The sequence below is a fragment of the Gordonia sp. NPDC003422 genome, assembly GCF_053588675.1.
Map to the genome: position 1 here is coordinate 1 of NZ_JBSFQL010000027.1, position 26465 is coordinate 26465.

Annotated in this window: 18 protein-coding genes and 1 pseudogene; 6 read left to right on the forward strand and 13 right to left on the reverse strand. The window is 65.9% G+C overall.

Annotated elements, in window-relative coordinates:
• The 3 genes and pseudogenes from ACWDTF_RS20165 to ACWDTF_RS20175 all read right to left on the reverse strand — a co-directional run.
• Positions 1-938 (reverse strand): IS256 family transposase (locus tag ACWDTF_RS20165; protein ID WP_449754926.1); only part of this gene is annotated, 938 nt, incomplete at its 3' end.
• Between the two features lie 812 nt (positions 939-1750).
• Positions 1751-1936: pseudogene (locus tag ACWDTF_RS20170) on the reverse strand (helix-turn-helix domain-containing protein); the annotation flags it as partial.
• Positions 1937-2422: 486 nt separating this feature from the next.
• Positions 2423-3487 carry a cupin domain-containing protein gene (locus ACWDTF_RS20175; RefSeq protein ID WP_240861734.1) on the reverse strand — a complete coding sequence of 355 codons (1065 nt, stop codon included), beginning with the start codon at positions 3485-3487 and terminating at the stop codon, positions 2423-2425.
• Between the two features lie 347 nt (positions 3488-3834).
• On the opposite strand from ACWDTF_RS20175, the gene ACWDTF_RS20180 reads away from it, so the two are divergent.
• Complete coding sequence (locus ACWDTF_RS20180; RefSeq protein WP_240861732.1) at positions 3835-4182, forward strand: hypothetical protein; 348 nt, start codon at positions 3835-3837, stop codon at positions 4180-4182.
• A 244-nt stretch (positions 4183-4426) separates the two neighbouring features.
• On the opposite strand, the gene ACWDTF_RS20185 is transcribed toward ACWDTF_RS20180, so the two are convergent.
• From ACWDTF_RS20185 to ACWDTF_RS20205, 5 genes are all read right to left on the reverse strand, one after another.
• Entirely contained in the window at positions 4427-6022 is a 1596-nt protein-coding gene (locus ACWDTF_RS20185) for a hypothetical protein (RefSeq protein ID WP_449754927.1), read from the reverse strand.
• 182 nt (positions 6023-6204) lie between these two features.
• Positions 6205-7119: a TIM barrel protein gene (locus tag ACWDTF_RS20190; RefSeq protein ID WP_433258949.1), complete on the reverse strand. Its 915-nt coding sequence runs from the start codon at positions 7117-7119 to the stop codon at positions 6205-6207.
• Between the two features lie 10 nt (positions 7120-7129).
• Complete coding sequence (locus tag ACWDTF_RS20195; protein WP_433258951.1) at positions 7130-8035, reverse strand: TIM barrel protein; 906 nt, start codon at positions 8033-8035, stop codon at positions 7130-7132.
• Between the two features lie 20 nt (positions 8036-8055).
• On the reverse strand, positions 8056-9066 hold the full coding sequence (locus ACWDTF_RS20200) for a Gfo/Idh/MocA family protein (RefSeq protein ID WP_449754928.1): 1011 nt from the start codon (positions 9064-9066) through the stop codon (positions 8056-8058).
• Positions 9063-10244 (reverse strand): Gfo/Idh/MocA family protein, encoded by a 1182-nt coding sequence (locus tag ACWDTF_RS20205; protein WP_449754929.1) that lies wholly within the window; start codon positions 10242-10244, stop codon positions 9063-9065. Before ACWDTF_RS20205 ends, ACWDTF_RS20200 begins: the two co-directional genes overlap by 4 nt.
• 133 nt (positions 10245-10377) lie before the next feature.
• Between ACWDTF_RS20205 and ACWDTF_RS20210 the strand changes: the two genes are divergently transcribed.
• A complete protein-coding gene (locus tag ACWDTF_RS20210; RefSeq protein ID WP_449754930.1) occupies positions 10378-11427 on the forward strand; it encodes a LacI family DNA-binding transcriptional regulator in 1050 nt (349 codons plus the stop codon).
• A gap of 19 nt (positions 11428-11446) precedes the next feature.
• Positions 11447-12985 (forward strand): DUF7782 domain-containing protein, encoded by a 1539-nt coding sequence (locus ACWDTF_RS20215; protein ID WP_449754931.1) that lies wholly within the window; start codon positions 11447-11449, stop codon positions 12983-12985.
• 199 nt (positions 12986-13184) lie between these two features.
• Here ACWDTF_RS20215 and ACWDTF_RS20220 read toward each other — a convergent pair whose 3' ends face one another.
• The 3 genes from ACWDTF_RS20220 to ACWDTF_RS20230 form a co-directional block, all read right to left on the reverse strand.
• Positions 13185-14351, reverse strand: coding sequence for an aminotransferase class I/II-fold pyridoxal phosphate-dependent enzyme (locus ACWDTF_RS20220; protein WP_433258959.1), 1167 nt, complete (start codon positions 14349-14351; stop codon positions 13185-13187).
• Entirely contained in the window at positions 14348-15469 is a 1122-nt protein-coding gene (gene opgC / locus ACWDTF_RS20225) for an OpgC domain-containing protein (RefSeq protein WP_240861714.1), read from the reverse strand. Before opgC ends, ACWDTF_RS20220 begins: the two co-directional genes overlap by 4 nt.
• An 81-nt stretch (positions 15470-15550) precedes the next feature.
• Entirely contained in the window at positions 15551-17338 is a 1788-nt protein-coding gene (locus ACWDTF_RS20230; RefSeq protein ID WP_449754932.1) for an AMP-dependent synthetase/ligase, read from the reverse strand.
• Between the two features lie 243 nt (positions 17339-17581).
• Between ACWDTF_RS20230 and ACWDTF_RS20235 the strand changes: the two genes are divergently transcribed.
• From ACWDTF_RS20235 to ACWDTF_RS20245, 3 genes are all read left to right on the forward strand, one after another.
• Positions 17582-19384 (forward strand): DEAD/DEAH box helicase, encoded by a 1803-nt coding sequence (locus ACWDTF_RS20235; RefSeq protein WP_449754933.1) that lies wholly within the window; start codon positions 17582-17584, stop codon positions 19382-19384.
• A gap of 175 nt (positions 19385-19559) precedes the next feature.
• Positions 19560-19892, forward strand: a complete 333-nt coding sequence (locus ACWDTF_RS20240; protein WP_240861707.1) for a rhodanese-like domain-containing protein — start codon at positions 19560-19562, stop codon at positions 19890-19892.
• A gap of 76 nt (positions 19893-19968) precedes the next feature.
• A complete protein-coding gene (locus ACWDTF_RS20245; protein ID WP_449754934.1) occupies positions 19969-24126 on the forward strand; it encodes an AAA domain-containing protein in 4158 nt (1385 codons plus the stop codon).
• A 631-nt stretch (positions 24127-24757) separates the two neighbouring features.
• Here ACWDTF_RS20245 and ACWDTF_RS20250 read toward each other — a convergent pair.
• Together ACWDTF_RS20250 and ACWDTF_RS20255 are read right to left on the reverse strand one after the other, a co-directional pair.
• Entirely contained in the window at positions 24758-25561 is an 804-nt protein-coding gene (locus ACWDTF_RS20250) for an SIR2 family NAD-dependent protein deacylase (protein WP_355280041.1), read from the reverse strand.
• Positions 25562-25571: 10 nt separating this feature from the next.
• Positions 25572-25994, reverse strand: a complete 423-nt coding sequence (locus ACWDTF_RS20255; protein WP_240861687.1) for an HIT family protein — start codon at positions 25992-25994, stop codon at positions 25572-25574.
• Between the last annotated feature and the right edge of the window lie 471 nt (positions 25995-26465).

Sequence of the window (26465 nt, forward strand, 5' to 3'; positions counted from 1 at the left end):
TCACGCATCATGGTGGCCACCTTCGGAAACGACGGCTCCAGAGTGTCAGCGACCTGATCCCACTGGGCATCGATGTCGTCGGGTTCGGTGTGAGCGAAGATCGTCTTGACCGCAGCGGTCACCACCGGTGCTTGTTTCGCCGACACCGCACCATGCAGGTTCCGCATGAAATGCACCCGGCACCGCTGCCATGATGCGTTCGTGAACTGCTGTGCCACAGCGGCTTTCAAACCAGCATGAGCATCAGAGGTGACCAGTTGCACCCCTGAGAGGCCACGGGCCTTCAACGAGCCCAAGAACTCCCGCCAGAACTCGAACGACTCCGAGTCACCGACCGCGGTACCCAGCACCTCCCGCGACCCGTCCATCGACACCCCGGTGGCCACCACGAGCGCCTGAGACACCACGTGCGCCCCGACCCGCACCTTGCAGTAGGTCGCATCAGCGAACACGTACGGAAACGTGGTGTGGGCCAATGAGCGCTCCCGGAACCGGGCGATCTCCTTGTCGAGCTCACCACAGATGCGCGACACCTCCGACTTGGAGATCCCGGTATCGACCCCCAACGCCTTGACCAGGTCATCGACCGAGCGGGTGGACACCCCATGCACGTAGGCCTCCATGATCACCGCATGCAGGGCTTTGTCGATGCGGCGGCGACGTTCGAGCAGCACCGGGAAAAACGATCCCGAGCGCAGCTTGGGGATCTTCACCGACACATCGCCGGCCGGGGTGGACACCGTCTTGGCGCGGTGCCCGTTGCCGTGGGTAGCGCGTTCAGCGGAACGCTCGTAGCGGCCGGCGCCGATCTTCTCGGTGGCCTCGGCCTCGATCAACGCCTGCAGGCCGGCGCGTACCAGCTCAGCGAACATCGAACCGGCCTCGGCGGAGGTCAATGCATCAAGCTGAGCGAGCAGGGCAGAATGGTCGTGGGTCATCGCGTCGTGTGTCCTAACTGTGAGTCACTTTGGTCGGTAACTCACTGACCACTACGCGATGGCCCACCCCAAGCCCCCACGACACGCCGGACCAGTCACGACCGGCTCAGCTGACGTCAGGACCGAAACCCCACCACCCCCTGGGACTCTCCCTGGGTTTGCCCCGCAGAGTGTCACAACTTGTCACACGCCACGAAAACTCTGGGCGGCAAGCTGCAACGACTGTGGCTGTGAGTGGACGTACGTGCGCATCGTGAACCCGGCATTTGACGTGCCCAAGCGACGCGGCGATCACTACGATTGGCACGCCCTGCAACTGCATCAGCGTCGCAGGTTGTGGCGAGCGTCGTGCAGACGAATCTATTGCACAGCATCCGCGCTACATGCTCGCGTCCAGCCGCGAGTAAGGCGGTCAGGGAGTACCTGCTGTGAGAGTCACAGCATCAATGTCGATGCTGTGCCACCGCTATCGGGACTGCCGGACTGGTTGACTCCCTGACCTGTGAGGATTCGTCCTTGCTGGAAGGAAGGCGCTACGGACGTCCGACCTCACTCACTGATCGGTGCGAAACAGTCGACTGTCTCAAAACTGGTCGGGCTGGGCAACTCTCTATCCCATTTTGTGGTCGCGCTTGCGAGCTACCTTGAGTGGTCGAATGGCCTGGTAATCTCTGGCAGCGATTCGTGACACTTTTAGCGCAGGCTGAACTGTGATAATTTGCTTGGCTGCATTTATATCCCCTACACGCAGGATGCGCTTTTGTGCAGAAAATGCAATTGGTACTTTGGAGGGAGTATGGAAACTCGGCTGCCTAGTCGTCCAACTCGATGTTTTTGAGATCGTCGCGGTCAACAACGTCGAGCTTCATGCATGCGCGATAGATATGCCCCTCGACAGTGCGAATCGATACTGTCAAGATGTCCGCGATTTCATTTGTGGACTTTCCCGCTTTCACGAGGTCTACAACCTCTCGTTCGCGAGTCGTAAGCGGTAGGGAAGATTGGTCATCGACGACCTTCAACGTACTCAACCATCGTTGTCCCGGGCCCAGCGTGCGAAGGGTGTCGCCCCAGGGGAACTTAACAGCTTCTATTGGTACGTAGGCGGCAATCGCCACGCTATTTGCAGCGTTAAACAATTAGCAGGTTCTGTGGTAGTACGTTATCGATCTTTGATCGGCGCGTGTGGCAGGTGTGATTGGTGTGCATTACTGAGGTGAAAATCCGGCAGTGAAATGTCAATTGTAACCTTTGTATTGGCTATATCGAGTCTGTGCTAACAAGAGGTGGTGAGCGCTGTGCACAGGTGTCACGGCGGTGTCACAAGCCCCGTGACACGGTGTGACCGCTGTTGACCCCGCCGCAGGTCAGGGATGTGTGCGAGAGCGCTAACAGTGGTCGTGTACTGGATTTAGGTTCCAGTACTACGGAGGTTCAAGTAGCCCTCTCGCGCACCACTGCATCTGGGGACTGGCTCCGCGACCTCAGACCTCGCCCACAGCGTGCTCGTCCACCGGATTGATGCGACGCACGATCAGCGGGTCCTGGTTGGTGAACGGAAAGTCCGGCAGATCGTCGATGTGGGTGTCGAACGTCGCGGCCAGCACTTCGCGGGAGTAGGCGCTGATCGACGCCCGGTATCCGATGTCGCCCGGCGTGGGTTGGTCGAAGAAGATCAGGAAGTGGAGGTCGGGTGCGTCGACCACCTCGATGTGGTGGGGATAGGCGCGTGGGACGAAGTAGACGTCGCCGCGCTGGAGATACCAGGTGTCGAGGGTGCCGTCGGGATTCATGATCGTCATGCGTGCGGAGCCGGAGTGGACGTAGCCCATCTCGGCGGTGACCGGATGCCAGTGCGGCTCGCGCATGCCATCCTCGCGGATGCGCAGTGAGTACATCGACAGATCCGTGAGGGCCGGCCAGAACTGTTTGCGTGCGGTGTGTGCCGAGCCGAATCCGGCGTCGACGGCTGCGCCGAGGCCTTCCAGGTCCAGCTTGTGCGGATCGTTGAATCCGGCGTTCGACGGAATGACCGGATCACCCACGCGCGCAGCGAGTTTGCGGTCGACGGTGCTGCGTCGAATCTTTGCGAAGTCGCTTGCGGGGAGATCGTAGGTGTTGCCGAGTACCGCGTCGGTCATCGCGCCGAACGCGGCACCCAACCCAAAGTCTTCGGGCCGCTCGCTACGGAATGCGAGCACGAACTCGGCCGGCTCGTCGCCGATGTTCTCGATGTGATGCAGTGCGCCGGAATCGATGTGGAACATCTCGCCCGCGGTCACGGTGAAACTGGAGAACGAACTGTGGTCGTCGAGAACCGACACGAGTGAGGTACCCGAGACGCAGTAGGTGAGTTCGTTGCAGTTCGCATGCCAGTGTGGAGTACGCATCGCGCCGGGATTGATGACGATGCGCTTGATCGACAGCCCGCGCAGGATGGGGAACTCGTCGGCGGTGATGCGTCGGATCGAACCGAAATCGGACTCTTCGACGAGGTCGCCGTCGAGCAGCGACGTCGCGTGGGTGCCGTGCCGGGTGGGTGCTGCCATGATCGGCTCCGATTCTGCGAGAGGGGTTGGGCCACACAGTAGATCAATCGGTCACGGTGGGAGCGCGGATCGGCGTCCGTCGAACGGGAGAACCCTGTGCGAAGCAGCGCTGCATGTCCGGCGCACGTGTGACGATTCCGACGGAAGTCCACCCGCAAAGTTCAACAGACACGACAGGAGCCGACATGGGTTGGAACAGATGGGCAAGCAGAGCGGCGTTTCGAGCCGGAGTTGGAGCGTTACTACTGGGGGCGGGGATCGGGACCGCGCTCGTGGCACCGGGGCAGGCGACGGCGGCGCCTCGACCGGTCGACGAGGGTTCTGTCTCGGCAGGGATTCTCAGCCATGTGCCGGGTCGGCAGGACGTTGCCTCGCCGTACGTTGGCACCTGGGGTGGGCACGGCCGCGGTATCAACATCTACGCCAACGGTTTCGCGAAGGTCTCGGTCGCGTCGGGCGCCTCCAACTATGAGAAGTGGGATGCCCGCTGGCGACCCGCCGGCCGCGGCATCGTCGTGACGTTCGTCCGACGCACCGAGAGCGCCGGCGATGTGGGGGCGGGTATCCACCGAGGCACCAAGTGGTACGGCTCGCTCAAGCGGGTCCGGGGCTACACAGTGCTCGAGTTCGACCGACTGCCGGGTGTGTACTGGTGCACTCGGGCAGGTAACAACGCGGGACTCTGCGGGGCGTGATCCGTATGAAGTTGGGGCCGGAAGTCGGCCCCAACTTCAAACGGATGGGCGAGCTTCGAAGCACCTGGTGAGAGGACATTGTCGTCTCGCCAGGCCCTTCGAGGCTCGTCGCTTGCGCTCCTCGCACCTCAGGGAGCGGATAGGAGGCTCCTCGCACCTCAGGGAGCGGATAGGAGGCTCCTCGCACCTCAGGGAGCGGATAGGAGGCTCCTCGCATCTCAGGGAGCGGGTGGAGACTTTCGGGTCAGCGCGCCGGGACGGTCAGGCCAGGGATCTGCGGAAGCAACGGCGCGGGGGTGCGACGTTCCGCGGAACGCCGCGGCGCGGGCGCACGCGATGGGCGCGGACTCGGCGTCGACGCGATGGTCGGGCTGGGCAGGGTGGCGCGATCGCGATTGGCCTCGGCGCCACGACCGGTTCCGGTGGCGTCGTCCTCGCGCAGACACATCGACCGCACGACGTTGTGATAGTTCACCAGGCCGTAGGTGAGGGGGAGTCCGGCGAAGACGGCGATGACCTTGGTGGGCGACAGAAAGCCGACCGTCGGGGTGCCCAAGACTTGACCCTCGACGAGCCCGCCCACCGTGCTGAACAGCCACAACGACAGGTAGTAGCTGTAGTACGCCGCGGTGAGTGACTTCGTGACGGTCAGATCCGCCAGGGGCACGGTCGCGGCGAGATTGTCACCCTGCGCAATGTTGTGATTGAGGCCGATGACGACTTCGAGCGGTGCACCACCGATGTAGGGCACCAGGGCGCCGATATAGTCGACGATCACCTCGGCGGCGCTGAAGTCGGCCGGATCGGCGGGAATGATGTTGAGCGGGATCTGCGTCGTTCGCATCGTCGCCATGATGCGGTTGCCGGCCGATCGGATCGCGCTGCGCTCCGCATCGGTGCGGACCATGCGCTGTGCGTAATCGGTGGTGCGCGCAAGGATTCGGCTCAACGTGAGATCGCTGATGGGGTGGCAGGTCTCTTCGTCGGTGAGGGCGAGCTGATTGGCGGTCTCTTGGATGATCGGTGCGATCGGAACGTCGAAGCGGAGGTTCTTGCTGGGTCGTCCCGCCTGGTCCCGCTGCTCGGCGGTCACCCGCGCGACGCACTGATTGACGAGGGAACTCGAGATCGCCTGATAGAGCCGGAGCGCTCCGAGCTGACCGCCCAGCGTGACGATGCTGATGAGGGTGTTGTAGGTGATGTAGCCCGCGAACGACTCGAGCGCAGTGCCCGTCAGTGGGCTGCCCAGGAACGGCACCAAACCCGCGCCGACGCGGGCGGGAGCGATCACCGTCGCGAACAGGTAGATGAAGGCCGTCTCCACGGCCTGGCTCACGGTGATGTCGCCGAGTTCGATCGCCTCGCCCTGCCGGCCGTCGCGGATCTTCAGCAGGTTCGAGATGATCAACTGCGAGATGGGTGCCCGGTATTTGAGCGCCTTGTCGTCCCGGTCGGCACCGAGCGACTGCGGATCCTCGGACACGGCGAGCGTCGACACCCCGATCCGCTTCATGTCCCGATGTGCCTGGGCGCGCTGCGCGTTGGCCGCGGCCTTGAGCTGAGGCGGGAGGGTGGGGTAGATCGACTCGAACAGCGAGTCGTAGACGACCGCCAGCGTGGTGAACTCGCCGCTGACGCAGACGGTGGCCTTGCCCTCGTTCTCGGTCAGCGGCTTCAACAGCGACCGATTGGACTCCGCGATCCGGTCCTGACGCTCCTGGTAGGTTTCCGCCTTGCGCTGGGCCGGAGTCTTCTCGGCGCGCGCGACGGTGCTGGTCAGCCCCGAGTACGGCGTCCCGGTGACCACCGCGGCCGACCCGTTGGCCGTGGCAGTCGCCATACAGAATGCGCACAGTGTTGCTGTTGCCGTGACTCGGACGAACCACCTCCGCCGCCGCCCGACCGCCTGGCGTTCCACCTGCACTCTGTGTACCCCGCGCTCTCACTCACCCTGTCAGACGAGCAGCCCCGAAATTCGGACTTAGCATAGCCTGAGTGAGTCCCGCGTCAGTGTGCAGTGGGTCACCCGCCGCGGTACTTGTTCACGTACTCGTTCATCGTGGCGAGCTGGTACCTCGACACCTCGTGAGCGCTCTCGTTCTCGGCGAACACGCTCGAGACCATCACCGAGTCGTCGCGCTCATAGAAGCCGATCTCGCCGAGCGTCGAGAAGAACTCGTCCCAGTCGACGTCGCCGTCGCCGATCTTCAGATGCTGATGCACGCGCACAGCATTTCCCGGCGGATTGGTGATGTACCGAAGCCCATGTGACGCATGGTGATCCATGGTGTCGGCGACGTGGACCAGGCGCAGCATGTCACCAGCAGCGGTCATGATCTCGCGCATGTTCCCGCCGGCACTCGATTGGCCCGCTCGCTCCGCTCCCGGCGCCATATGAAAGCTGTGGCAGGCCACGAAGACCATCCCGATATTGCGTGAGTTGACCCCGCGGATCACCCGGATCGCCGCCAATCCGTCTTCGACGAAGTCGTCCGGGTGCGGATCGATGCGAACGTCGATGCCTTCGCGCTCGATGATCGGCAACAGCTCCTCCATCGACCGGTAGAAGGCGCGCTCGGACTCCTCGGCCTTCTCCGGGCGGCCGGAGAACTCGGTGTTCATCACGTTCACCCCGAGGTCGACGGTGATCTGGATGGCCCGCTTCCAATACCGCACGGCCGCCTCGCGGGCGTCCTCGTCGGGTCCCGACCACCGCAACACCGGCAGCACCGACGCGATGCCGACGCCGGCGTCGTCGCACGCTCTCCGAAACTTGGCCACCAGGGCGTCGTCGGCCTTGGGGTGATTGAAGAACGGGATCATGTCGACGTGCGGCGTCAACTGCAGGTATTCATATCCCAATTCGGCGACGACGCCGGGCAGTTCCAGCAGCGAGTAGTCGTGGTGGAAGGGGGTCGGATCGAGTGCGACCTTCATGATTGCTCCTTCAGCTGAATCGGACCGCGGGAATGCCACAGCCGCCCAGATACTTTCGGGTTCGCTGGGCGATCGGCAGAGGTGCGTCGACCGAGCACGGATACATGTCCTGTTCGACGATCGCGAAGATGTCGATGTCGAGTCCGGCCACCGCGTCGAGCAGCGGTGGCATCTCGGGGATGCCGCGCGGTGGTTCGGTCATCGCGCCCAGCTTGACGGCCTCGCCGAAGGGCAGGTCGTCGGCGGCGACCTTGGCGCGCACCTCCTCGTCGACCTGCTTGAGGTGCAGGTACCCGATGCGGTCCGGGTGCTTGGTGATGATGGCGAGATTGTCTCCGCCGCAGTAGCTCACATGCCCGGTGTCGAGGCAGAGATTCACGAACTCGCTGTCGGTGTTCTCCAGGAAGCGGTAGATGTTCTCCTCGGTGTCGACGTGGCTGTCCGCGTGCGGGTGGTATTGCGCACGGACTCCGTACTTCTCGAACATCGCACGGCCGAGTTCGTTCATGCCCTCGGTCTTCTTGCGCCACTGCTCGTCGGTGAGCACGCGATCCTCGAGAACCGCTCCGGACGCGGGATCGCGCCACATCTCCGGGATCACCACGACGTGCTTGCCGCCGACCGCAGCGGTCAGCTTGGCGACGTCCTCGATCTGCGTCCACACCGCATCCCACGAGTCGTCCTGGTGTAGGTGCTCGAAAACCGTTCCCGCCGAGAGCTTCAGGCCGCGGGTGCCGAGCTCGTCGAGCAACTTCTGCGGATCGGTGGGGAGGTAGCCGTACGGGCCGAGTTCGATCCACTCGTAGCCCGACGACGACACCTCGTCGAGGAATCGCGTGTACGGGGTCTGCTGTGGGTCATCGGGAAACCAGACTCCCCAGGAGTCGGGGGCGGAGCCGACGATGATGCTGCTCATGATGTGTGCCTTTCGTGTTCTCAGGACGCAGGGGTGAGGGTGGGGTAGACGATGGTCTCGGCGTTGCCGGTGGACAGCGAGCGAGTCGCCGCTTCGGCGATCGCCTGTGCTTTCAGGGCTTCCGAAAGTGTTGGGCCGATGGGTGTTCCGGTGGCCAGGGCCGCGACGAAATGATCCAGGGCGCTGCGGTAGGTGGGCGCGACGCGTTCGAACCACCCCGGGTGCAGTCCGTCGAGGGTCACACCGCCACGGCCGTAGCGGGTCACCGCGCCGGTCCGCTGCCGGTCGGACTCGGCCATACCGTCGGAGCCGAGCACCTCGATGCGTTCGTCGTAGCCGTAGCCGGTACGGCGGACGCTGTCGATCTGGACCAGCGTGCCGCTGGGCATGCGCAGGGTGACCACCGACGTGTCGACGTCGCCCAGGTCGCTCATCCGGGGATCGGTGAACACCGAACCCGCGGCGTACACCGACTCCGGGTCTTCGCCGGTGATCCAGCGTGCGAGATCGAAGAAGTGCACGGTCTGATCGCGCATCTGTCCGCCCGACACCGCGATGTACTCGAGCGGCGGCAGGGCCGGACCGCGGGTCGTCATCCCGACGAGTTCGACGGTGCCGAGTTCGCCCGAGGTGGCCAGTCGCTGCAGTTCGGCGTAGTCGCGGTCGAAGCGCCGGTTGAAGTCGACCATCATCGGGCGCTCACTACCGACCGCAGCGACGACCTCGGCGGCGTGCGCGAGATCCAGGTCGATCGGCTTCTCGCACAGGCAGGCCAGCCCGGCGGCGGCGGCGGTGCGCAGATGCTGCGCGTGCGTGTCGGTCGACGACGCGATCAGCACCGCGTCGAGGTTGGCCGGGTTCATGGCGCCGGCAAGGTCGAGGACCCGGGTTGCGTGCCGGTCGGCCAGCGCTCGGGCGCGGTCGGCGTCGAGGTCGGCGACACCCACGAACTCGACGCCCGGGTGGGCGGCGAGGTTGGTGGCGTGGACGGCGCCGATGAAGCCGGCGCCGACGAGAGCCATGCGAATCATGCGGGTACTCCTGTGAGTTTGGTGGTGGCGACGGGTGCCCCGTCTTTGGCGTGTGAATCAAGCACGGCAGCAACGAATTCGACGCCGATGAGGCCGTCGTGTCCGGTGGGGAAGGACAATTCGCGCACCGGTGTGTCGAGTCCGTCACGGTGGGCGGCCAGCGCATCGGCGAGGTCGGCATAGAAGTTGGCGAAGGCCTCCAGGAAGCCTTCCGGGTGGCCGAGTCCGGCTCGGGTGAGGCGCCCGGCTTCGATCGACAGCCGCGGTGACCCCTGGTTCAGCACGGTCTCGACGCCATCGTGGTCACGAATGCGCAGGCGCGTCGGATCGTGGTGATCCCACTCGAGCGCTGCTCGTGATCCGAACACCCGGATACGTAGTCCGTGCGGATTCCCGGTCGCGGCCATGCTTGCCCACAGCGATGCCCGCACATCACCGGTCATGGCCACGCGCATGGTGGCGTTGTCGAAGACGGCCCGATCCGGGACAAGGGTGTCCAGCTGAGCCGACACCGCAGTGGGTTCCTGCCCGGTGACGAAACGAAGGAGATGCAGCGCGTGAGTGCCGAGGTCGGCGACGACACTGGCCGACCCGCCGATGTCCGGATCGGTGCGCCAGCGCGCCTGCCGGTGTTCGCCCTGCTCGAGGGGACGTGCCGCCCAGCCCGACGCGTGTTCGACCGACACGAACCGGATGTCACCGAGTTCACCGCCGCGTACCCGGTGAGCGGCCTCGCGCACCATCGCGTAGGCCGAGTAGCAGTGTGGAACAGCCAGTATCGCGTCGTTGTCGGCAGCGATACGGACCAGTTCGCGGGCGTCGTCGGCGTGGAGGGTGAGCGGCTTCTCGCAGACCACCGAGATGCCGCGGGACAGAAATGCCCGCGCAACGTCGAAGTGGCTGTCGTTGGGGGTCACCACCACGGCCACGTCGATGCCGTCGGACCGAGAGGACTCGCCCGCGGCCATGTCCTCGTGATCGCGGTAGATGCGGTCGGCCGGTACGCCGAGATCGGCACCCATGCGTGACGACGCAGTGTGGTCGCGACCGAAGACGCCGGCCGCCAGCGTGTAGCGACCGTCGAGGTTCATGCCCGCCCGGTGCGTCTTGCCGATGTCGGCGCCTTCACCGCCGCCGACCATGCCGGCCCGCAGGCGTGGGCCCGGTGCCTCGGTCATCTGTTTCTGCCTTTCGTGTCCCGAATGTGACGTGGTGTGCGGTCTCATGTGGGACAGTGGTTTGGGACGAGATTGGGACCGGTCCCAATCATCGTACGTGGTACGGGTCACAAGAGCAATAGGATGGTCGATCGTGGCGGAAAGTGAACTCACCGACAGCGCCGGCGAGGTACGTCGGGCGGCGACCATCAGAGACGTCGCTGTGCATGCCGGGGTGTCGAAATCGCTGGTGTCGCGCGTCCTGCGCGACGAGCCCAACGTGAGCGACGAGCGTCGCGCCCGCGTGCGCGAGGCGATGGCCGAACTCGGGTATCGGCCCAACTCGATCGCTCGCGGACTCTCGCAGTCACGGAGCGGGACGGTGGGCGTCATCATCAACGATCTGCGCAACCCGTGGTACGTCAGCCTGCTCGAAGGTCTCGCGACCTCATTCGACGCGGTCGACATCGCACCGCTGTTGGTCGACGCGCGACTGGACCATCGGGTTGGCCGCGACACCGTCGAAACCCTGCTGTCCCGGCAGGTCGACGGGCTCGTGGTGGTCGGAACCACCGATGCCCGGGTCGCGGTGGAGCGGGCCGCCGAGTCGGTCCCGGTGGTCCTGGCCGGCACCCTCGAGCCGGACCTGCCCACCGTCGATATCGCCGTCGACGATGACCTGGCCGGTTCGCGACTGGCCACGACGCATCTGCTCGAACTGGGTCACCGGCGATTGGCCCACCTGCAGGGTCCGGCCAAGGTCGGCACCTTGCGTCGTACGGGCTTCGAGAACGCGATCGTCGAGTTCGGGACCGCCCACGACGCGTCGGTCGACCAGGTCGTCGAGTTTGCGGGCATGACCGAGGAGGGCGGCCATTCGGCCACTGCGCGACTACTGGATTCACCAACGCCGCCGACCGCGATCTTCGCCTTCAACGACATGACCGCGCTTGGTGCCTTGTCGGCGGCCGACGAGCGGGGGCTGTCCGTGCCCGGTGACTTGTCGCTCATCGGATACGACGACACCCAACTCGCCCGACTGCGGCACATCTCGCTGACGTCGGTCGACAACGGCAACTTCACGGTTGGTGCCCAGGCCGCGAAGTTCCTCATCCAACGGATGGAGCGCCCAACCGCGCCGCAACGGATATATCGACACGCCCCGGGACTCATGGTGCGCCGCACCACCGCGGCACCGCGATAACACTCGATACGCTGTCACGGTGCCACCCACCGACCTGCCACTGTCCGACACCGCCGTCATCGACCGGCTCGGCGCCGACCTCAGGTCGGCCGGATACACCACCGACGGTGTCGCGGATCTGCTGGGTGAGGAGGCAAACGCTGCGCTGGGCCGGGGAGTGTGGTGGCCCGCATTGCGTGCGGCCGATGGCGCACCACCGGCGCAGGCTCGTCTCGCGACCATCGTCCGGTTGTTCATCCTCGGTGCCGATGAGACCGAAGAGTCCGTGGCGCAGGCATTTCCGTCAAACGGCTGGCATGCGTTGTGGGTCAACAGGGTGATCGACCGAACGGCGACCGGGCGGCTGCGGGCGGCTCTCGACATCCGCCCGCACGGCGACGAGGCCCACGAGTTCCTGGTGATCTCCGATCAGGACGCGGCCATTCGCGCCGCACCGGTCTCCCACGACCACGTGCTCGGCATCGGTGGCGCGTCGATCTCGTTGGCGCGTGCGATCATTCGTGAACCCGTTGCTCGAGCCCTGGACATCGGCACGGGATGCGGAATCCAGGCGCTGCATCTGAATGCGCACTGCGACGAGATCGTTGCCACAGACACCAATCCGCGCGCCCTCGCGCTCGCGGCGGCCACCGCTGCGATCAACGGCATGCGTTGGGATCTGCGTGCGGGCAGTCTGTTCGAGCCGGTTGCGGGCGAACGCTTCGATCTCATCGTGTCGAATCCGCCGTTCGTGGTCGGCGCCGGCGGTCGCGACTACATCTATCGCGATTCCGGGATGGCGGGAGACGCGCTGTGCGAGAGTCTCATCCGCGAGATCCCCGATCACCTCGAACCCGGTGGCACGGCGCAGTTGTTGGCGAACTGGATGATTGCCGACGGCTCCGACTGGCGTGAGCGGGTAGGTGGCTGGGTCCGCGACACCGGACTCGACGCGTGGGTGGTGCAACGTGAGGCCGCCGACCCGGTGGACTACATCTCGCTGTGGCTGTCGGACGCGGGGGAGCGGCCGCAGGAGGCTGCCCGACGCGGAGCGGACTGGCTGGAGTGGTTCACCGAGTCGGGTATCTCGGCGATCGGCATGGGAGTGATCACCTTGCGCGCGCCCGCGGCGGGTGAACGCCGCGATGCCGACGTCGTCGTCGAGGAGATCACGGGTGCAGGTGAAGAGGTGACCGGCCCGGAGGCGCAGGCATTTCTCGCGCGTCGTACTTATCTGCGCACCAGCACCGACGAGGAGTTGTTGCGGCGACGTCTGTCGACTGCGCCCGTCTTCCTCGAAGAGCAGTCGCTGCCGGGCGAGAAAGGCTGGCAACAGGTTTCGGCGACGGTGCGCCGACCCGGCGGTCCGGGTGCGGTCCTCGGCGTCGACGAGGTGTCGCGCGCGCTGCTCGCCGGCTGTCGGGGCGAGGTTCCGCTGGGTGTACTGGTCGAGTTGCTCGCCGACTTCCACGACGTCGACGCCGACGCACTGGCCGCTGCTGCGCTCCCGGTTGTGCGAGAGGCGATTGGTCGGGGGATTCTGTTCGAGGTCTCCAACGCTGCACCTGCCGCTGGCTAGGTGCGAACCCTCGCTGGTCGAGCCGACTCCGAGCCGCCAGGCGAGGCGTCGTGTCGAGACCCCTGGTGAGACAACAATGTCGTCTCACCAGGGGCTTCGAGGCTCGCAGGCTCGCACCTCAGCCATCGGGAGAAGGGCGCCCTCACGGCGCGGTGGTGGGCCACCGAGCGGGTGGTGGGGCAACCGAGCGGAGGTCGCGTCAGCCGAACGTCGCGTCGAGCGCGGAGGTGAGATCGGTCGCGAGGTCGTCGGCGTCTTCGAGTCCCACCGAGAATCGCAGGTGTCCCCAGCGGCGGAAGTCTTCCGGGTAGGCGGCGACCCGCGGACCGTCGGGGCCGACGTGGACGATCAGGGATTCGTCGTGACCGAGCGACACCGCCGACGTGATGATCTTCAGGGACGAGACGAAGCGGTTCTGGGTGGCCGCGTCGCCGCGCACGGCGAACGCCATCATCGCGCCGAACCCCCGACCGTCGAATTGCTTTGCCGCAAGCGCGTGTTGGGGATGCGACGGCAGCCCGGGGTAGGCGACGAAGGCGACCCTCGGATCGTCGTGCAGAACCTGCGCCAAGTGAGCGGCGGTGCGCTGGTGCTGTTGCAGGCGCAGTGGCAACGTGATCGCACCCCGCGCGATCAGCCACGCGTTGAACGGCGAGATGACGCCACCGACGTCGACCATCGCCTCCGCACGAATGCGATCGATGAGGTCAGACCTGCCGAGCACCGCTCCGCCCATCGCGTCACCGTGGCCGTTGATGTACTTCGTGAGCGAATGCACCACCAGGTCGGCGCCCGCGTCCAACGGCCGATACATCGGCGGGGGAGTAAATGTGGAGTCGATGAGCAGCAGTGCATCGGCGTCATGCGCCAATGCCGCCAACGCAGCGATGTCGGCGACCTTGGTCGTCGGATTGGCGATCGTCTCGGCGACCAGCATCCGGGTCCGCGGTGTGAACGCAGCGGCCACCGCGTCGGCGTCGGCGATGTCGACAAAGGTCGCCTCGATGCCGTGCTTCTGCGGCAGCAGGTGCGACCACAACTTCCAGGTCGCCTCGTAGGTCGTGTCGGATACGACGACGTGGTCGCCGGTCCGTAGGAAGGTGAAGAACACCGCGTGCAATGCCGCCACCCCGGAGGCCAGTGTGACGGCGTCCTCGGCGTGTTCCATGGTCGCCAGTTTTGTTTGCAGCGCAATCTGATTCGCGCCGGTGTTACGGGTGTAGAACAGCTGGTCGGTGCCCGACCAATCCAGCGACGCGGGGTCGTCGGGCAAGCGATACGAGTTGGCCATGGTGATCGGCGTGCGGATCGCCGGGCCGCTCGTGTCGTTGCCGCTGTGCACGCTGACGGTCATGTCGCCGGTCATGTCGGTGCCCCTACTTTCTCGGATCGTCGGTCGGGTTGCTGCGAAAGCAGGATCATCGGAGCGCGGTGCAGCTTGTCGATGCGTGCTGAGCTACGGAACTCCGCCCACCCCCAACAGACCCCGAAGACGAGCAACGCAGCCGAGCAGGTGGTGATCGAGGCCCACGGGCGATGAGCGATGTGGATGGGCACCACGACAAGCGCAATCGCCTGGATGACATAGGAATCCAGGCTTCGCGAACCCGTCATCACCAGCGGACGCAGCCAGTCGCGATGCCACCACCGCAGCAGCAGCCGAAAGAACCCGTAGACCGCGGGAATGGCGATCCACGCGCAGATCGCGCGGGCCGGCCCGAAGTCTCGTTTGTCGGCGAGCGGTGGGTCGGGGAGCGTCCACGGGTCGTAGCCGACGATGAGGTGAATGGCCACCGCCAGCGCGACCGCCCCGACGAGAAGCGGGAACAGGAACTGGTCGATCCTCTCGGCGACACGCCAGCGATCCCAGTTCCAGCCGACGACGACGGCGGGCACGAAGAGTATCTGCCACCCGGCCCAGTTCTCGGTACGCGGCGACGGCATGTAGGACGTGACGTAGAACGGGTCGGGACTCGCGACTTGTGAAAGGGCGTACAGCGCAATGGAACCGAGAAGGATCCACATCCACCACCCGCGCATGAGCATCGGGAACAGCGCGAATGCCGACGCCATCAGCACCATGTACAGCAGCAGGATGTTGCCGCCGGCGGGCAAGTACTGCATGGTGACCGCGAGCCAGATGCCCTGCGCCCAGCTGTCGATCGGCAGCAGCCACGTGAGCCAGCGGTGCCCGGCCATCGCCGCGCCGACAGCGACGAGGGCGATCGTCAGCTGGCAGAGGTAGAGCACTGCCAGCCGTTTGGCCAGACGCACGTAGGCGTAGCGCAGCGTGTGGCGGTCGATCCAGCGTTGGTAGACGATGCCCAGGACGATCCCGGACAACAGCACGAACGCCGACATGCCATCGACGTAGGGGAAGGCGTGCGTCGGCTCGGCAATCGGGGTGGCCCCCGCGAAATGGGCCGCGATCATGCTCCAGATCGCGAGCCCGCGCGTGGCGTCGATCGCCAGGTCCCGTTTCATCGCCCCGCAGCATATGGCATTTCGCCCGGAGAATGCGGACGGCCCCGTACCCCACGGGGATACGGGGCCGACTGATTCTTGTCAGCTGTACAGGTCCGCGATGGCGGTCTTGTAGGTGTCGTGAATCACATTGCGCTTCAGCTTCATCGTCGGGGTCAGTTCACCCGACTCGATGGTGAAGTCGGTATCGAGGATGGTGAACTTCTTGATCGCCTCGGCGTTGGAGACCTTGGCGTTGGCGTCCTTGACGGCCGTGTCGATCTCGGCACGGAGATCGGCGTTGTCCACGAGGTCCGAGATCGGCGTGTCGGCGGGTAGGTTGTGCCGCTCCAGCCACCCGGGGACGGCCTCGGGGTCGATGGTGATCAGCGCACCGATGAACGGCTTGTTGTCGCCGACAACGAGGCATTGGCTGATCATCGGGTGTGCGCGGATCGTGTCCTCGAGTTGCGCGGGTGAGACGTTCTTGCCGCCTGCGGTGACGATCAGTTCCTTCTTGCGACCGGTGATGTAGAGGAAGCCGTCCTCCAACTTGCCGATGTCGCCGGTGTGGAACCAGCCGTCCTTGATGGAGTCGGCCGTCGCCTCGGCATTCTGCCAATAGCCGCCGAACACCACCGGTCCCTTGAGCAGGACCTCGCCGTCGTCGGAGATCGCGACGGTGACGCCGGGAACTGGACGTCCAACCGATCCGACGCGCTGATGGTCCTCGTTGTTGGCGGTCACCGCTGCGGTGGTCTCCGAGAGGCCGTAGCCCTCGTACACCGGAATGCCGACGCCGCGGAAGAAGTGGCCGAGGCGGGCGCCGAGAGGTGCGCCGCCGGAGATGGCGCCCTCGCAGTTGCCGCCGAGAGCCGCACGCAGCTTGCCGTAGACCAGCCGATCGAACAGTGCGTGGCGCAGTTTGAGGCCGAGCCCGATGCTGCCCGCCTCCATGGCCTTGCTGTACTCGATCGCGGTGTCGGCAGCCTTGTCGAAGATCTTGCCCTTGCCGCCGTCGTAGGCCTTCTGCTTCGCGGAGTTGTACACCTTCTCGAACACGCGCGGCACCGACAGCACGTAGTTCGGCTTGAACGTTCCGAGGTCGTCGATGAGATTCGGGATGTCGTTGGTGTGCCCCAGGATCACGCCGTTCTCGACGCAGCCGACGGCGACCACGCGCGCGAACACGTGGGCCAGCGGCAGGAACAGCAGTGTCGATTTACCCTCGGCGAGCCCGGCACCCACCGCATCGCGGGTGGCCGCGCACTCGGCAATGAAGTTGGCGTGGGTGAGGACGACACCCTTGGGGCGGCCGGTGGTGCCCGAGGTGTAGATGAGTGTCGCGGCGTCCGAGGACAGGGCATTGGCGTGCCGGTTGTCGAGTTCCTCGTCGCCGAGTTTCGCACCGCGCTTGGTGATGGTCGCGAGTGCGTGATCGTCGATCACGAGGGTCTCGCCGAGGGCGGGCGCCTCGTCGATCACCCGGATGTGCCGGGTGTACTGCGGATGATTCTCGACGAACAGCAGTTTGGTCGCGGAGTCCTCGAGGATCCACTGGACCTGGTCGGGCGCGGAGGTCTCGTAGATCGCGACAGTGGTCGCGCCCGCACGCCAGATGGCGTAATCCAGCACGGTCCACTCGTAGCGGGTGGACGACAGGATGGCGACGCGATCGCCCGGCTCCACACCCGAGGCGATGAGGCCCTTGGCGACGGCGTCGACCTCGTCGGTGAAGTGCTTGGCCGTCACGGTGATCCACTGGCCGTTGGAACGCCGCTTGAACAACGGCATCGTCGGCCGTTCGGCCCGATACCGGAGGATGGCGTCGACGGTCGTCGCCTTGTCGTCGACGGTGAGATCCGACGGGGTGGCGTATTGCTGCTGCATGGCGCTCCTGAGACGGGAAACCTGGACAAAACGGACACCGCGCGACCCGCATCGGCGGCCGCCTCGGCGTGTGAGTGGAACCGACAGTACCAGTATCCGTGTGGTTGATCACACTGTGGTCGGAATGACCGAATCCGCTGATCACGGCGGCAATCTGTGCCAATCGCGGGACACATTGCGCGCGATGCCACCTCTCGGGGTCGCGCCGATTAGAGTTGACGTGATGAACGAGACCACCAGCGCATGAGTACCTCGCCAGACAACGCTGCGTCCTCCGACGGCACCCCACCCCGACCCGCCGTCGGAACCTTTGACGACCTGGACATCGATTCGCGGGTTCGGTCGGCCATCACCGACGTCGGTTACGAGACCCCGTCGCCCATCCAGGCCGCGACCATCCCGCCACTCATGGCCGGCCGTGACGTCGTCGGACTCGCCCAGACCGGCACCGGCAAGACTGCCGCATTCGCGATACCGATTCTGTCCCGGCTCGAGGGTGCCGGCGACGGGTCGGGCCCGCGTAAGCCGCAGGCACTGGTCCTGGCTCCGACGCGCGAACTCGCGCTGCAGGTGGCGGAGGCCTTCGGCCGGTATTCGGCACACATGCCCGAGGTGCGGGTGCTGCCCATCTACGGCGGCCAGAGTTACGGCGTTCAGTTGTCCGGACTCCGCCGTGGCGCGCAGGTCATCGTCGGTACGCCGGGCCGGGTGATCGATCACCTCGACCGCGGCACCCTCGACATCTCCGAGCTTCGCTTCCTGGTGCTCGACGAGGCCGACGAGATGCTCACGATGGGTTTCGCCGAGGACGTCGAACGCATCCTCGCCGAAACGCCGGACGACAAGCAGGTTGCGTTGTTCTCGGCGACCATGCCCAGTGCGATCCGCCGGCTCGCGCAGCGATATCTGCACGATCCGCAGGAGATCACGGTCAAGGCCAAGACCGCGACCGCGCAGAACATCAACCAGCGGTACTTGCAGGTGTCTCATCAGCGCAAGCTCGATGCGCTCACCAGGTTCCTCGAGGTCGAGACCTTCGACGCCATGATCGTGTTCGTGCGCACCAAGCAGGGCACCGAGGAGCTTGCGGAAAAACTGCGCTCGCGCGGATTCTCTGCGGTCGCGATCAACGGCGACATGGCGCAAGCGCAACGTGAACGCACGATCAACCAGCTCAAGAGCGGCGGCATCGACATCCTCGTCGCCACCGACGTCGCCGCGCGTGGACTCGACGTGGACCGCATCTCCCACGTGGTCAACTTCGACATCCCGCACGACACCGAGTCCTACGTGCATCGCATCGGCCGCACCGGCCGGGCGGGGCGGTCGGGCAACGCGTTGCTGTTCGTCTCACCGCGTGAACGGCACCTGCTGCGCTCGATCGAGCGGGCCACCCGCCAGACGCTCACCGAGATCGGCTTGCCCAGCGTCGAAGACGTGAACGCGCAGCGCGTCGCGAGGTTCGCCGACTCGATCACCGAGAACCTGGCGTCGGACAATCTCGACATGTTCCGCAAGCTCATCGAGAACTATGCGCAGGACAACGACGTGGCGATGGCCGACATCGCAGCTGCGCTGGCACTCGAGACCCGCGACGGCGGTTTCCTGATGGCACCGGATCCGCCCGAAGGTGAGCGTCCGGCGCGCAAGGAACGTGCGCCGCGACGATCGGGCGGGAGTTTCGCCACCTACCGGATCGCCGTCGGCCGCAAGCACAAGGTGTCGCCGGGCGCCATCGTCGGCGCCATCGCCAACGAAGGCGGACTCACTCGGGGTGATTTCGGCAACATCAGCATCCGCGACGATTTCAGCCTCGTCGAGCTGCCTGACGACCTCGACAACGAGACGCTGTCGGCGCTGCGCGACACCCGCATCGGCAAGAACCCGATCGATCTGCGCAAGGACTTTGGTCCCCCGCGGACGCGAGGTGGTGCCAAACGTGGTGCTCAGGGGCCTCGCGGCGGCGGACGTGACGGTCATGGAAAACGCGGCGACAGCTGGGGCAAGCGGGGCAATCCACGTGTCGCGGGTCGACGCAACGGCTGAGCGTGGTCCTCACTTCGCCGTGTGGTGACGTGTGAGCCCTTCTGGTCGCGTGGGACGGAACTTGTCAGATCGAGATATTTCCGTAACCTTTTGGGGTGGGGGAACGACATACCCCCTGAACGCTGTAATCCCCAGCGCGACAACACACACGAGTTACAGGAATGGTGAGTCACCAGTGTCAGTGGTGAATTCGATCTCAGCAGAAGACGCAATCGATCACAGCAGTCACGGCGAGGCCGTGATGGTGGACGCCCGCCCGCAGGTCATGCGGCATCAGGGCAGTCTCCCCGGCGCAGTGGTCGTCGACCCGGTCGATGTGTCGGCACGCTTCACGCCGACGCCGTCGGGAACCTTCCCGGTGGTGCGCAACCCCGACACCGAGATCGCCGTGGTCTCCGTCCGTTCGCAGGCTCCGCGCATCGCCGAGCAGATCGCCGACCTGGGCTACACCAACGTCCGCTACGTCGACGGCGGCTATTCCGCCCTGCGTTCGACGCCTGGCTCCTGACGGCTCGTTCTCTTGAGCGTTCGGCGTCTGACCAGCGGCTTGGTAGCGTAGCCGGGCAGACGCAGGAGGACGACGCATGGAGGACGGCACGAGCGAGCCGCTTCGCGACCAGGTCACGCGCTTGGTGGGGTTCCTCCGTGAGCTGGTTCGATCACGATCGGAGTCGATCTCCGATGTCGAAGCCGCCCCTGGCGTCGTCTGGATCGGGGCCGGAACGGGTGTCGGCGTTCGAGCCTCTGCCGGTCCGGGGCAGGTGGTTGTGCAGGTCGCACCCGGTGAGTCGGGTTACGACGAGTTGGCCAGAGTCACCGGGGAACTCCGCGAGAATCCGGAGACCCTTGAGTTGGTGCTGGCCAATGCGCTGCTCACGGTGGTCGAGAACGAGAACGACACCACGCCGCTGATCCGCGAGCACCTGCTCACCCAGGAGGTCCTCGCAGAGCGGGATGACGACGACACGATCCGCGTCACGCTGGGTGCCGGTTCTGCCCCGATGGTGCACGACACCCACTTCCTGGCCGCGATCGACGGCATCGATCTGTCCGCCGCAGTCAAGGCGCGCCGCGCACTGACCGAGCAGCCCACCGTGGTGGGTAACAAGGTCACCGATCTCGTCGCCGATTGGATGAGCCGGATCGACGTCGACACCGAGAAGGTGTCGGTGGCGCTCGACATGCGGCCCGCCATCGTGCTGCGTCAACGGGGTACCGGTGCGGCACTCGCCTTCTACGACGCAATCCTGACCGACCTCCGAAACCCCGACATCCCGGTGCCGATGGGCCTGACCCAACTGGTGCGGCCGATCGAGGCCGACGAACGGTTGAGCGCCCTCGTCGAGTCGGGTGCGATGAGCGCCGACGAATTGGTGCGCGGCGCATTGTTCGGCCTGCCGTCCAACGTCGAACAGCGCGACGTTCTCGGTCGGCTCGGCGTCGACAGTGGCGTTGTGGTCGAAGGACCGCCCGGCACCGGCAAGACGCACACAATCGCGAACGTGATGTCGGCACTGCTGGCCAAAGGGCAGCGTGTCCTCGTGGTCAGCGAGAAGTCGCACGCGCTGCACGTGCTGCGCGACATGCTGCCCGACGAGATCCGCGACCTCACGGTCTCGATCGCCGATGTCAGCAAGGACGGTTTCGACGCTGTCGTGCGCGGCGTCGAGGCCTTGGCCGAACGCAAGTCGGCCTATTCGGCCCCGGTTGCCGACGCCGAGATCGAAGACCTCGTCGCGCGTCGCGAGCACGTGATGTCCCGCCGCGAGACCACGCTGCGCGAGCTGTGGGAACTGCGTGCCGCGGAAACCGTCGTGCACGACTGGGTGGCCGGTGACTATCGGGGCACGGCAGCCGACGTGGTTCGGCAGGTCCTCGCCGACGCCGATCGATTCGAGTGGTTGCCCGGACCCATCGACGGTGGCGTACCGCCGCTCGATACCGACGAGTTCGGGCGGTTTGTCGACTTGCTTCGTGCCACCGGCGGCTCGACTGCGCGTCTCGCGCAGCGTTTCCCGGACCTCGCCGACCATCTGCCCGACCCGGCGGTGATGGACCGGATCTGCGCACGCATTGCCTCGCGGCCGCACGAACCGATGACCGGGACCGGGTCGCTGCTGTCGGTACTCGACGGCGTCGACAGTGACCGCCTGATCCGTATCAAGGAACTCTGCGAACACCTCGCGATTGCCTCCACCGAAGTGCAGACCTTCCCGGCGCCCATCGTCGACATGGCCGACCGGCTGCTCGCCGGGCAGGCGTCACATCTGTGGTCGCGCGTGACCACCCTGTCGCCGATCATCGCCGACGCCGCGCGGCGTGATCGCGAACTCGGCGCGCATGTCGTCGTCGTGGACGGTGCCGGGCCGGGGAGCGCCACCCTCTTCGACACGGCGGCCGATCACCTGAGGGGCGGCGGTCATTGGCGTGGCAGGCTGCGGCGATCCGCCGAGCAACGGGCGGTCGAAGAGTCGTCGGTGCGGGCCACGGTCGACGGCCAGGTGCCCTCCGACGAGCGGTCGTTGCGGCTGGTCGCCGACCACCTGTCGGTGGTGGAGGCCGTGCATCAGGCACACCGGCTCCTCGCAGACCTCCACGTGCCGGTCGACACCTCGGGGTCGCGGTCGTCGCAGCTCAATCAGCTTGTGCGGCTGGATAATCAGCTGGCCTGGATCTCCGACCTGGTGACCGGACGGGATCGGCTCGTCCGTGAACTCGAGGCGATCAGTCCGGGCGGTCCGCGGCCGCGCAGCGTTGCCGAGGTGGCCGCGGTCGCGCGGCAGGCACGACTGATCGCGGCCACCAACGACGCGGTGCTCGCCGAACACGAGCTCGCGGACTGCGCCTACGCCTTGTCGGCCGAGATCGAACGTGGACCGTCGGCCGAGGGTGACGATCTGGTGTCGGCGCTGGCGAATGCCGACGCGGAGTCGATTCGCTCCGCGCGACGGGCTTTCGTGGCAGCTCGCGCCGAACGCGACGATCAGATCGCGCTCGACCTGCTCACCCTGAGGCTGCGCGGCAAGGCGCCTGCGCTGTACGCGGAGGTGGCCGCAACCGCCGACGACCCACAGTGGGACGAGCGGGTTCGCGATCTCGCGCCGGCGTGGTCGTGGCGCCGAGCACACACGTGGGTGTCGGAGAACAACGATCCGGGACGGCAGGAGCGTCTGCAGGCCGAACTCGACGGCATCGAGGTCGACCTCGCCCAGGTGACCACCCGTCTGGCGGCCGCACGAGCGTGGCGGTACTCCATCGAGCGGACGACGGTGGCACAGACGCAGGCGCTGCAGTCCTACCGTGACCACATGATCAACCTGGGCAAGGGATCGGGCAAGCACGCCAACCGTTTTCGTATCGCGGCGCGCGCCGCGATGGCCGAGGCGGCCGCCGCCGTGCCCGCGTGGATCATGTCGACAAGTCAAGTCGCCCAAACACTTCCACCGAAAGCCAATTCGTTCGATGTCGTGATCGTCGACGAGGCGAGTCAGGCCGACATCACCAGCGTCTTCCTGTTGTGGCTGGCGCCGCGCGTCATCGTCGTCGGCGACGATCGGCAGTGCGCGCCCACAGGTCTCACCGGCACCACGCTCGACGACGCATTTGCCAAACTCGACGCCGAACTACCCGACCTGCCCGGATATCTGCGAGATGGTTTGACGCCGCGATCGAGCCTGTTCTCGTTGCTGCGCAGCAGATTTGGTCACCTGGTGACACTTCGCGAGCACTTCCGGTGTATGCCCGAGATCATCGAATACTCCTCGCAGCAGTTCTACCAGGGAACACCGCTCATCCCGGTCCGCCAGTTCGGCGCCAACCGGCTCGACCCGCTGCGCTCGGTGCGGGTGGACGCGACAGCCTCCGGGCAGGGGGCAGCATTGGTCAACGAGGCCGAGGCGCAGGCCATTGCCGACACGGTCGCCGCATGTCTCGCCGATTCCGCCTACGACGGAGCCGATTTCGGCATCATCGCGCTGCAGGGCACCAAGCAGGTCGACGTCCTCGAGCGTGCGCTTCGCGATACCATTGACCCTGAGCACTGGCGAGATCGTCGCATCCGGGTGGGATCCCCACCGGATTTCCAGGGCGACGAACGTTCCGTCATCTTGCTGTCGATGGTCGTCTCGGACCCGGCCGCGATCACCGCGCTCACCCGGGCCGAGTCGCAGCGTCGCTTCAACGTCGCGGCGTCTCGCGCGATGGATCAGCTGTGGCTGTTCCACTCGGTCGATCTGGACGAGTTGCGCCGCAACGATCTTCGCTACTCGCTGCTCGGCTACCTCGAGGCCAACGCGGGACCGACGATCTCGCCGATGCCCGACGATGTTCCTGATGACAAGCGTGTGGAGCCCTTCGACAATCTGCTCGAGCAGCGGGTGTTCAACCGGCTGGCGTCGCTCGGCTATCACGTCACGCCCAAGGTGGTCGTGAACAACCGGGTCATCGATCTCGTGGTGATGGGCGCCGACGCGCGGATGGCCGTCGAATGCGACGGCGCGCAATTCCGCACCACGGGTCGTCAGGCCCGGTCGGACCTGGAGCGAGAACGCGAACTGCGTCGCTGCGGTTGGGAGTTCGCCCGCGTGCGGGAATCGGAGTTCGAACTCGACCCGGACGGTGTGATCGCGCGCGTCACCGCGGCACTCGACGCACGGGGCTGCAAGCCGGGGTCGGTGTCCTCGATCGCGGTCGCGGGGCAAGCGGATGCCTGGGAGCCCATCGACCTGACCGCGGGGGACTGACGTCCTATCGCCTCTGATCCGAAGAGCTAGGTGACCGCCCCGCTGACCTGGGAAAATACGTCGGAGTCGTGCTCGCAAAATCTCGGGGAAGAGTTTCTTCCCCGAGGTTCGTAGTCGTCCGCGAGAATTTTCTGGGGGAGGACTCCAAGGGGCGGGGAAGAAGTTTCTTCCCCGACGTTTTGTGGCGGATCGCGCCTCCGCTCGACGACGACACTCTGTGTCCTGTTGGAGAATTTGTGTGCTGCAGCACACGGTTGATCCGACTCGGCACAGGGTGTGGTCTGAGGCCACCCATGGCACATCACCCCAGGGCGGCCTCGGCTTCGGTCTGGCCATGTCCCGCGTCGTCCTGCGAGAACTCGAGTTGAGTTGGAGAACACGAGTGCTGCAGCACTCGCGTTCTCCAATTCGGCTCCGGTTGTCGCGGGTGCCGGCCGTGCGGAGGCTCCGGGCCGCATGGCGGCTCCGCTCTTCCGGGCCCACGATCGCCGACGACGTCGGCGTGTCGCGGGTTTCAGAAACCGCGTGTCTGGTCGGAACCCGAGGCGCGTCGGCGGTTTCTGGCCACATCTGCGGTTCTGGCGACGAGTGCGGTTTCTGCGACGAGTCCGCGCTCGGGCGACCGCGGATCTCAGCCTGCGGGAGGGTCACCGTCGCCGAGGGCACGCACCAGCTCGGGCAGTCCCGTGGCCGCGGTCACGGGCACGCGGTGGCGGGCGATGCTGCTGAGCGCGGACGGTTCGGGATTGAACTCGATGACCGGAACCCCGGCGCGAGCGGCGTGTTCGGGAAGACTCGCCGCGGGGTAGACGATCCCGCTGGTGCCGATCACCAGTACCAGGTCGCTGCCGCGTATCGCCTGCTCGGCCCGTTCCCACTGTTCGGTGGGCAGTGCCTCGCCGAACCAGACGATGCCGGGCCGGACGTCGCCTCCGCAGTAGGGGCACACAGGCGGCGTCACCCGTCCGTCGAGGGTGTCGCTGTCGAGATCGGTATCGCCGGGATACGGGCGTCCGCACCGAGAGCAGCGCGGAGCGAACAGGCTGCCGTGCAGATGGCTGACGACCTGGCTGCCGGCGCGCTCGTGCAGGTCGTCGACGTTCTGGGTGACGATCATGACGACGCGGTCGCGGGCCAGGTCGGCCAGTGCCTGATGGCCCGCATTGGGTTCGGCGGCCCGGACCTGGCGAGCCCGCCACGAGTACCAGCCCCAAACCAATGCGGGGTCGTCGGCCCAGGCCTCCGGAGTGGCGAGTGTCGCGGGGTCAAAACGCTCCCATAGTCCGGTGTCGGCGTCGCGGAACGTGGCGATGCCACTCTCGGCCGACATGCCGGCGCCGGTGAAGACGGTGATCCATTCCGCGTCGCGCACCAGGTCGACGACGGCTTGGGGGATGGGTTCCGGCGGATTCGCAGTCGGTTCGGACTCGGTCACCGCGTCGACCTCACGCCGACTTCAGCGCGGTGCGCAAGGCCGACGCGGTGTCGTCCGGGGCGGGGTCGCGACGGATCACGAGGCCCTTGGCGAAACTGAGTTTGTCGCCGTTGTGGCGCGGGACGACGTGCAGGTGCGTGTGGAAGACGGTCTGGAACGCGGCGCGTCCGTCGTTGAGCGCGATGTTCACGCCGTCGGCGGCGATGGTTCCCGACCGCATCGCAGCGGCGACCCGCTGGCCCGCGTGGAAGAGCGCGGCACCCCGGTCCGGATCGAGATCGGCCAGCCCGACGGAATGCACTCGGGGGACCAGCAGAGTGTGGCCTCGGGTGACCGGCCGGATGTCGAGAAAGCCCACCACGTCGTCGTCGGAGTAGACGATTCGGGCTGGTGAGGTACCCGCGACGATGTCGCAGAAGATGCAGCTGCTCATGGCCAAACCCTACTGTGACGCGCGCGGTGCTTCAGATCACATCACGATTTTGTAACGACGCACCGAGCGGGCGCTCGGCCTGCGGATTTGCCGAAAAAACGGGGGCTGATCAGTGTGGATTCTGGGTGCCTGTGACCCACCGTCGACGTGCCGCCAAGTTACCCGCGCGGTTACTGGCGGGTATACCGCAGGGTCAGTTCCAAACATGAGGAATCCCTCACTTTCGTGTGTCATCATTGGTTCCACGTTCACGCCGACGAGGGCTCGATGCCGAGCCGTCATGAGTCAATGTTGTTGCACAACAGGCGTGTTCGGACTTTCGTGCCCAGAGTTGGGCGCGTTTGCCCACATAGTCCACCAACCAGCAACTCCCACTGCCCAGGCGCAGCTACGGCCCGTGGCATGCCCGAAACCGGGTGGGTCGGTCCAGCCGGGGAAACCCCTCGACCACCCCCACACCGACCCCCGACC